6 protein-coding genes are annotated in these 8378 nt (G+C 56.6%); 3 read left to right on the top strand and 3 right to left on the bottom strand.

Annotated elements, in window-relative coordinates:
- Positions 1-1280 (bottom strand): VCBS domain-containing protein (locus AC07W4_RS13380; RefSeq protein WP_495032744.1); only part of this gene is annotated, 1280 nt, incomplete at its 3' end.
- Positions 1281-1369: 89 nt separating this feature from the next.
- Positions 1370-1657, bottom strand: coding sequence for a PilZ domain-containing protein (locus AC07W4_RS13375; RefSeq protein ID WP_008052937.1), 288 nt, complete (start codon positions 1655-1657; stop codon positions 1370-1372).
- A 263-nt stretch (positions 1658-1920) separates the two neighbouring features.
- On the opposite strand from AC07W4_RS13375, the gene AC07W4_RS13370 reads away from it, so the two are divergent.
- The gene (locus AC07W4_RS13370) at positions 1921-2526 is read left to right on the top strand and encodes a LuxR C-terminal-related transcriptional regulator (RefSeq protein WP_238538816.1); all 606 of its coding nucleotides are present in this window, start codon (positions 1921-1923) and stop codon (positions 2524-2526) included.
- Between the two features lie 305 nt (positions 2527-2831).
- On the opposite strand, the gene AC07W4_RS13365 is transcribed toward AC07W4_RS13370, so the two are convergent.
- Positions 2832-5342 (bottom strand): putative bifunctional diguanylate cyclase/phosphodiesterase, encoded by a 2511-nt coding sequence (locus AC07W4_RS13365; protein ID WP_495032743.1) that lies wholly within the window; start codon positions 5340-5342, stop codon positions 2832-2834.
- Between the two features lie 1023 nt (positions 5343-6365).
- Between AC07W4_RS13365 and AC07W4_RS13360 the strand changes: the two genes are divergently transcribed.
- Both AC07W4_RS13360 and AC07W4_RS13355 read left to right on the top strand, forming a co-directional pair.
- Positions 6366-6764 (top strand): hypothetical protein, encoded by a 399-nt coding sequence (locus AC07W4_RS13360; RefSeq protein ID WP_495032742.1) that lies wholly within the window; start codon positions 6366-6368, stop codon positions 6762-6764.
- A gap of 231 nt (positions 6765-6995) precedes the next feature.
- Positions 6996-8168 carry an acetyltransferase domain-containing protein gene (locus AC07W4_RS13355; RefSeq protein WP_495032750.1) on the top strand — a complete coding sequence of 391 codons (1173 nt, stop codon included), beginning with the start codon at positions 6996-6998 and terminating at the stop codon, positions 8166-8168.
- Positions 8169-8378 lie beyond the last annotated feature (210 nt).

Raw genomic sequence — 8378 nt, 5'->3', positions numbered from 1 at the left:
CTGAACTGGCCGTCCACGCTGAGCGTGGTGTCTTCCTGCACCGCACCGGCATCATGGCCCGTCGCGAAGCTGAGCACAGGCGCGTCGTTGCTGCCGGTAATGGTGATCGTCACGGCCTTGGTCACCGCCGCCCCGAAATCGTCGGTCAGCGTCACCGTGAACACTTCGGTCTTGGTCTGGCCCGCGGCCAGGTACTGCGCCGCGCTGTTGTTCAGCGTATAGGTCCAGCCCACGCTGCCCGCCGCGTCGTTCGTGCTTTCGTCGCTGACAGTGGCCACCAGCGTACCCAGCGCACCGGATGGCGCACTCACGCTGGCCACATGGGCGTCATCGGCCAGGTCCACGTCACCGAAGGCGAAACTGCCGCTGGCCAGCGTGGTGCCGTCTTCGGCCACCGCACCGCTTTCAAGTTCTGTCGCCGTCACTGTTGGCCCGTCATTGGTGCCGGTGATCGTGACGGTCACATTCTGCGTTACCGACGAACCATGACCATCGCTGATGGTGACCAGGTATGTTTCGGTTACTGTCTGCCCCTGAGCCAGGTACTGCGCCGCCGCATTGCTGAGGTTGTACGTCCATTGCACCGAACCGTTGGCCGCGTTCGCTGCTTCGCTTACCGGCGAGAGCACAAACGTACCAAGATAAGTAGTGTTGCCCCCCGCCGGCGCGAACGTCGCAATGTGCGTGTCACTCAGGTCGATGTCGTTAAAGGCAATCGTGCCGCTGGCCGTCAGCGAGTCGGTCGTACTCGCAGTGGTGGCGGCGTCTTCGGTCACCGTGCCGGCCTGCTCGCCGATGCTGACCGTCACACCATCATTCGCGCCCGAAAACTGCACTGTCGCGGTGGCCCAACTGAGCGTTCCGTTGCCGAGGCGAATCGCATAGGTAAAGCTGTCCGTCAGGAACTCGCCAGTAGCAAGCGCCTGGAGCTGAGCCTTGAAAGCAGTGGTGAAGGTGGCGGCGTCGTAGCCGACCTTGCCGTCCGGGGTGATCCAGATCTTTGCACCATTCAAACTGGTGTCAGAACTCGTCGCCTCAGTCCTCGCCGTATCCTGGGTCAGGAGGTCGGCCGGAGCATAAGTCTTGGTGGCAGTAGTAGAACTGTCCGCGTTGTCGAGTGACCAGAGTGTCTTCGCGTTGCCGCCGAGGTCATTGGACATGACATCCCAATACACGACCCCCAGCAGATTTTCAGTGGTGGTGAAGACGTCATCCTTCGCCTGCGGCGTGTTGGAAAACGAGGTAACGGTCCCGCCGCCGGTAGTTGTAGTGCTAGCCATGTCTTTCTCCTTAGAATGTCACCCTGAGCAAAAAACCGCTGTGGGCCGCTAACAGCCACAATCCGATTCTTCCCCCACCCACGAACACATCACTCCACCGGTACCAGCCGGCTGGCCAGTAGCTTCACGCCCACCCCGGCCCTGCCGCCCTGCGGTTCAATGCGCACGATTTGTCCTTGCGCCTTGAACTTCATGGGGCCGCCGGGAGTGTCGAGTTCGATCTCGAAGTCAATCAAGCTACCCACCTGCTGCTCGCTATCGGTTTCGAAATACAAACCGGAGGCGCTGATGTCACGGACGACACCGCTACCCCCACCGATCAGTTGCAGCGACAGGGTGACTTGTTCACGGGGCTCAATTCGGTGTGTGTCTTTCATGGCTGCAGTCTAAAAACGGCCTCTGTTTTTTACATGAGCGCGCTATCCCTTTTTTCTGGGAGTCAATCACCCAGGAAAACAGTGTTTTACGGGACAAATGTCATGGGAGGGAGTGCCTGAAGCGCTATAGAAAAAAGCCGGGGGCTGCAACGATTGCTATCATGATCAGCTAACACAACCCGCCTAAAGAGGCAGCGAGCCGCATGCCAATTCAAGTCCTGTTAGTTGCTCTACCGCTCATGGCCTGGGGCCTTGAGCGTCTGGTGGAAAGCGCTCAACCGAGGTTGAAGCTGGCGGGATCGACGGCGTCGGTGGCGCAATACCTGCTTTCGCTGCACCAATACACACCAGATGTGGTGGTATTGGATCTGGACAGCGACGACTGTATCGAGTCGCTGGCCGAGCTGCACAGCCGGACCAAGGCCAAGATTCTGGTAGTGACAGGGTCGAGTGACTTGGCACTGCATGACAGTGCGGTGCTGGCGGGCGCACGTGGCGTGGTGGATAAGCGGGAGTCGGCATCCGCCTCAACATTGCTCAAGGCCATAGAAAAAGTGCATGAAGGCGAACTCTGGATCGACCGAAATGCGACCAGCCGTATCTTCCTTGAACTGGCGCGCAAGAAAGTCGAGCGCGATATAGACCCGGAGCAACACAAAATCGCCAAGCTGACGCGCCGCGAACAGCAAACCATTGCATCGCTGGCCAGCGACCCCTCAGCCCCTGGCAAGCTGGTGGCCGAGAAACTGCACATCAGCGAGCACACGCTGCGCAACCATTTGACATCGATCTATAGCAAGTTGGGCCTGACGAACCGCGTAGATCTTTACGCCTACGCACACAAGCATGGGCTTTCCACAGGCGACTGAGGGCTGCGGCAACACGACCGATCTACCCCACCCTTCTCCTGCATTGGGCCACAGTGGGAGGCACCACTTCATTCCAATCGGTGGTGACCAGACTCTCTCAATCGGTTATTGCAATCCGTACGCCGGGAATCGGATTGCGGGCGATAGGCACGACGTGCCAATTGGGGTTAGCTGGATGTCGAGAGGTAGGTGTTCGAGGCTACCTCTGAAAGTTGCGGGCGCGAGCCACATTTGAGTCAACCTCTTATCATCCGCATTGGGTTGAATCCACAGCCGAAAGCAGACGTTCCCAGGCACCTGCGAAGTTATGGCGATTTAGTCTTGGTCCGTGGGAAATCAGTGCTCGCCATTAATCTTTCGTGAACATACTCCTCAAATTGTTCGACCGGCAGTGGCGGGGAAAACAGGAAGCCCTGGTAGATCTGGCAGCCATGCTTGACCAGAAAGGTGCGCTGAGCTTCTGTCTCCACACCTTCTGCAATCACCGAAAGCCCCAATATCTGGCTCAGGCTCACAATCGCGCAGGCGATGGCGGCGTCGTTGGGATCAACCAGCACATCTCTGATGAAGGACTGGTCGATCTTGAGTTGATCCAGTGGAAGGCTCTTCAGGTAGGACAATGACGAGTAGCCGGTTCCGAAATCATCCAGCGAAAGGCCTATGCCGATCTCTTTCAACTCGATCATTTTGGCGACAGTACCTTCCATATCCTCTATCAGCAGGCCTTCGGTCAGTTCCAGTTTCAATTTCTTCGGATCGGCCCCCGTGAATCTCAGTACTTGCAGTACCTCCTCGACGAAGTCCGGATGGTGAAACTGGCGGGCGCTGACATTCACAGCCATACCCAGTCGGGCGGTTTCCGAATGCTTTGCCCAGGCAACCAGCTGAGTGCAGGCTGCCAGCAGCGCCCAACGGCCTAACGGCAGAATCAACCCCGTTTCCTCCGCCAATGGAATGAACTCGCCTGGAAACACGACTCCGCGCTCAGGATTCTGCCATCTCATCAGTGCCTCTGCGCCAATGATACGGCCCTCACTATTCACCTGCGGCTGGTAATAAAGAAGGAATTCGTTGTCCTGCAAGCCTTGGCGCAAGTCTACTTCCAGTCTGGCGCGTGCCGTGGCAACCGCCTGCATTTCCGGATCGAAGAAGCGCATGGTATTGCGGCCCGCCGCCTTGGCGCGATACATCGCCAGGTCAGCGCGCTTCATAATATCGTCCGCTGTGCTCAGCTGCCCCTGGAACAGCGCAATGCCGAGGCTGGGGGTACTGTGGTGCTCATATCCATCCAACTGGTAGGAAATGTTCAGAGATCTGAGAATCTTTTCGCCAATAGCCTTGGCCTGGATAGCTGCTTCTGGAGGATTCTCATTAAGGCCATCCAGCAGGACGACGAATTCGTCTCCGCCCAGGCGAGCCACGGTGTCGCTCTCGCGTATGCAGCCGCAAAGGCGCAGAGCAACTTGCTGCAGCAACATGTCGCCTCTGTCATGCCCCAGCGTGTCGTTCAGTGCCTTGAAGTTATCCAGGTCAATGAGAATTATCCCGCTCGTATGCAGGGTACGGGCGCTGCCCGCCAGCAGATGCTGTAACCGGTCCAACATGAGCCGCCTGTTGGCCAGCCCGGTCAACTGATCGTAGAAGGCCAAACGCTGGACCTCTTGCTCAGCGGTCTTACGGTGGGTGATGTCAGTATTGATCGACAGAACGGATTGCGGCTGGCCATCATCGTCTCGCACCAGGGTTCGATGACTTTCGAGCGTGATGGTGCAGCCATCCCGGCGTCGAAGTGTAACTTCGTCCGCCCAGTCACCCGTTTCTATCAGACTGTTAGTGGCCGCATTGAAAGCGGCGCTACCCTGGTAGATCAACTCCTGTGCCGATTTGCCGAGTGCCTCTTCCTTTGACAGACCGTAGAGACGCTCGGCACTTTTGTTCCAGTACAGGATGCGATTATCCATCCCGTGAACGACAATGGCGTCCTGGGCCTTGTCCAGCAGCGATGCTTGCTGGCGGGCCTGCTTCTCGCTTTCGCGCAGCACTGCCAGATAACCTTCCCTTTCAGCTGCTTGCGACTCCATTTCGCGCCTGATCTTGCCCCCGTAGATCATGGCCGCACTGACCATCAGTAGCACGAACACCATGATCGCGTACTCGACCCGGCGCAGTTCTTCGACCGACTCAAGCTCCTCCTCCAGGAGCTTGCTTTGAATCAGGCCAACGCGATCGCGCACGGTACTGAGTGAGGCGAGCAACAGGGCAAACTTCCTGTCCATCGTTGCCATGCGTTTGCCGGCATTATCCGACTGTCCCTCCCTGAAGTAGGAAAAGATCAGCAAGGCCTCGTTCACCATTTCGACCATCGCGGCATCAACTGCACCCACCTCATCCTTCAATGCAAGGGTAAAGGCTTGTATATCTACACTGTGTTCAGCCTCATTGGAGATCCGTGCTTCCAACTGTTTTTTGGCCATTGCCAAATGCTCGTTGAAGGCGCGCAAGGCTTCATCCATGTTCCGCGATTCGGCTTCAACATTATGTGTATCGAACACATTATTGCCCGGCGCATTGACTGTGGAAGCCAGGCTGCCCAGCGTTGAATAGCTCGACAGCTGTTGGACCCACGACTGGTTTGCCTTGATGGAGCGGTGATAGGTATCGACGATCAGGTGATTCAATAGCACGCTCAGCACAACAACCAGCACGTCGAATCCCGCAAGAAAAAAGTACATGCGGTGCCATTTGGTCGAGCGCGGCTTATTTGAACTGGTGGGTATGGCTTGCTTTGCCGCGCTTTTATTCCTGAAAAAATCCATTTCACAATCTCCAAACATAATCCTTCTAAATTGACCAAAAGAAGCGGTATTCGGAAACCAATTAACCTTTTGTGTCGACACCTGAACCTGAGAACACACCACACGTAGCATTGGCCAAATTTTTTCTCTGCTCTGGATTCACGCTGGTTTTCGTGAGCGAAGCTCCCGAGACAAGCAATCGCTACCGAAGCTATACGTCTTACGTGTCACGCCAACCAACTATTCGACACTAAGCAATGCATTTGGCGATGCTGATTTCATGGTGAAATTTTTTACTCTCGGAAGCAGTCTCTTAACATTTCGGCGATAAAACGAAATCATCTTCATTTGCTGTGTTTGAGATCATCGTTTCAGGTAACGAGGCTCCTCGCTCTCCATTGTAGAACTGAACGTCGGCAATCACTTTTGCCAGATGTTCTGTTCCTTTCAATTTCCTCAGCCTCGCTCTGCGCCTCTGGCGAGCGTGCAGACCTTGGCCAGCATGTCCGGGGTGAGCATATCCCCGTTTTCGCAGTGCCCAGCCGCACCGTAGCGAAAGTCGATTCGATCCTGAATGATCCCGACAGATCCAGTCCAAACCCTGCGCCTGCAGGTGCAGGGTTTGCTCCATGTCTTCCCGAGTGTAGTTGCGGATTTGCGCCCCTGAACCGGATGCTTCACGCAGAATAGTCGGGTGACACAGGGCACGTTGCGGGTCATTTGCGCGCAGCCTGCCGGACTGCTTGATCAGTTTCGACAACAGACCAAGCATAGCTACTAATTTGCCATTATTCTGTTCGCCGACTGCTCCAGGTCGGTAGCAACTCTTGATGGTCGGCAGCTTCCGATTGCCAGAAGCGGACGTCGAGCCGCAAATGGACCGCACACTGACCTCGTTAGCTATTTAAGCAACGCCCCCTAGAACTTTTTCCTATTTATCGGTCTATGTGGATAGGCACATCCACTCGCCAGGCGCGAACCCGCAGGCTCCCCCGAAGCCGGATGGCCACACGTCCAGAAATCAATCAGAGGTTGTCTTCGCTCATGAAATTCCATGACCCACGGATGGTGCTCTTCGGCCTGTTCGCGTTCGCGGCAGTGGGCTCGGCATCAGCCACACAGATGAAGACCTCAACCCCTGTTTTGGCACCTGAAGTCGCGGTCGTTCAGGTTCCGGCCCAGGCTGCCGTCAACCCTTGGCCGACCTTGGCCAGTATGGCCGACAAGCAGCCAGGGCCGTTGCTTGCCCATGACGACCGATACTGGCATGACGACCGTTGGCACTCTCGTAGAGACGATTGGCGCCGTGATGACTGGCGTAGAGATAACTGGCGCCGAGAGCAAGCACGCCGCGAAGCAGAACGCCATCGTTATTGGGAGCGCCACCAGGATCGGGCCATGCGGTACCGCTACGAGGACGATCGCCGCTACTATCGTCGCTAGTGCGACGCCCCGCAGGTTAAAAGCGTCGACGAGATACGGGCGCCTCGCTTTCGCCCTCCTCGTCGGCGTTGAAGGCAATATGCCCCCCACCTCCAAGTGCCGATGACACCGAAATCAGCCAACCCATGTGAATGCCCATGAAGCAGGCTTACATGTTATGTTATATCTTATACTAACATGAACTGTCAGTCGCCACTGGCAGAGCCATCCACTCCCTGCTTGCGGCATTCGATGACAACGTCTAATCACCTCCCCCCCATCACAAGCTTGAACCAACGCCTGCTGTCCATTGACGCCCTGAGGGGATTGGTAATCCTCTTTATGCTATTGGATCACGTGCGCGAAACGTTCTTTTTGCACCGTCAGGTGGCAGACCCGATGGACATCGAATCCACTGAGCCGGCGCTATTTTTCAGCCGCACACTAGCCCATTTGTGTGCGCCGGTTTTCATACTGCTCACCGGACTTTCCGCTTACCTGTATGGCCAAAAGCATCAGGGTAAGGGCGATGTGTCAGCCTTTCTGTTCAAGCGCGGTCTGTTCCTGGTACTGCTGGAGTTCACCCTGGTGAATTTCGCCTGGACTTTTCAGTTGCCGCCAACGGCCATTTACATGCAAGTGATCTGGGCCATCGGCATCTGCATGATTGCCCTGGCCGGACTGGTCTGGTTACCCAGGCCCATGTTGTGCTGCCTGGGCCTGGTGATCGTGGCCGGGCATAACCTGCTGGATAATGTGCACTTCGCAACAGGCTCGCCCATGCATATACCCTGGGCGATTCTGCATGATCGTGGCTGGATCGATTTCTCCGACGGCCTGCGTCTGCGCACCTCGTATCCTGTACTGCCGTGGATCGGTTTGATCGCCCTTGGGTACAGCATCGGCCCCTGGTTTGCCGGCCAGGTTTTGGCCGCGCAGCGTCAACGTATTCTGCTGCTTGCAGGGGCCGGGACATTGATCGGATTTGTCGCACTGCGAGCAGTCAATGGTTATGGCGAGGCGCATTGGGTCGCCCATGAAGGCCTCACGCAAACCCTCATGAGCTTCTTCAACATTACAAAATACCCACCTTCCCTGCTGTTCCTTTCGCTGACGCTGGGCATGGGCCTGTTACTGCTTCGTGCCCTGGAACGGGCCCGACAACGCAAGTGGGTCAATGCATTGGCAGTCTTTGGCGCGGCGCCGATGTTCTTCTACTTGCTCCACCTTTACGTACTCAAGGCGCTGTATCTGGTCAGCGTGGCGTTGTTCGGATTGAACCAGGGAGTTTTTTTCGGTTTCGACAGCATTTGGGCTGTGTGGCTGACGGCGGTGCTCCTGGCTTTATCCCTGTATTTACCCGTGCGCTGGTTCGCGGCATTGAAGGCACGCCGTCGCGATATCGGATGGCTCAAATACTTCTGATCAAGAAATTTGCTCAAAAAAGGGGCTCCTGGAGAGCCTGATCGGTAATGCGATCCGTAGCAGCTGCCGAGCCCGCGAGGCTGCGTTCGGCTGCATAGCAGCCGTGAGCCCTGCTGACGCGCCTGCCTGACGTACCGCGATTACTGGTTTTACGACTGCTTCGCAGCCGAACGCAGCCTCGCGGGCTCGGCAGCTGCTACAAAGGGTGTC

This window comes from Pseudomonas sp. GW821-FHT02A08, from assembly GCF_059422045.1.
Note: the sequence above shows the minus strand (reverse complement) of the source record. Positions and strands in the feature narration are given on the sequence as shown.

What these genes read in the sequence shown, in the direction of transcription:
- AC07W4_RS13365 (WP_495032743.1), bottom strand. Translation starts at nt 5,342, where the DNA reads ATGGATTTTTTCAGGAATAAAAGCGCGGCAAAGCAAGCCATACCCACC.
- AC07W4_RS13360 (WP_495032742.1), top strand. Translation starts at nt 6,366, where the DNA reads ATGAAATTCCATGACCCACGGATGGTGCTCTTCGGCCTGTTCGCGTTC.
- AC07W4_RS13375 (WP_008052937.1), bottom strand. Translation starts at nt 1,657, where the DNA reads ATGAAAGACACACACCGAATTGAGCCCCGTGAACAAGTCACCCTGTCG.
- AC07W4_RS13355 (WP_495032750.1), top strand. Translation starts at nt 6,996, where the DNA reads ATGACAACGTCTAATCACCTCCCCCCCATCACAAGCTTGAACCAACGC.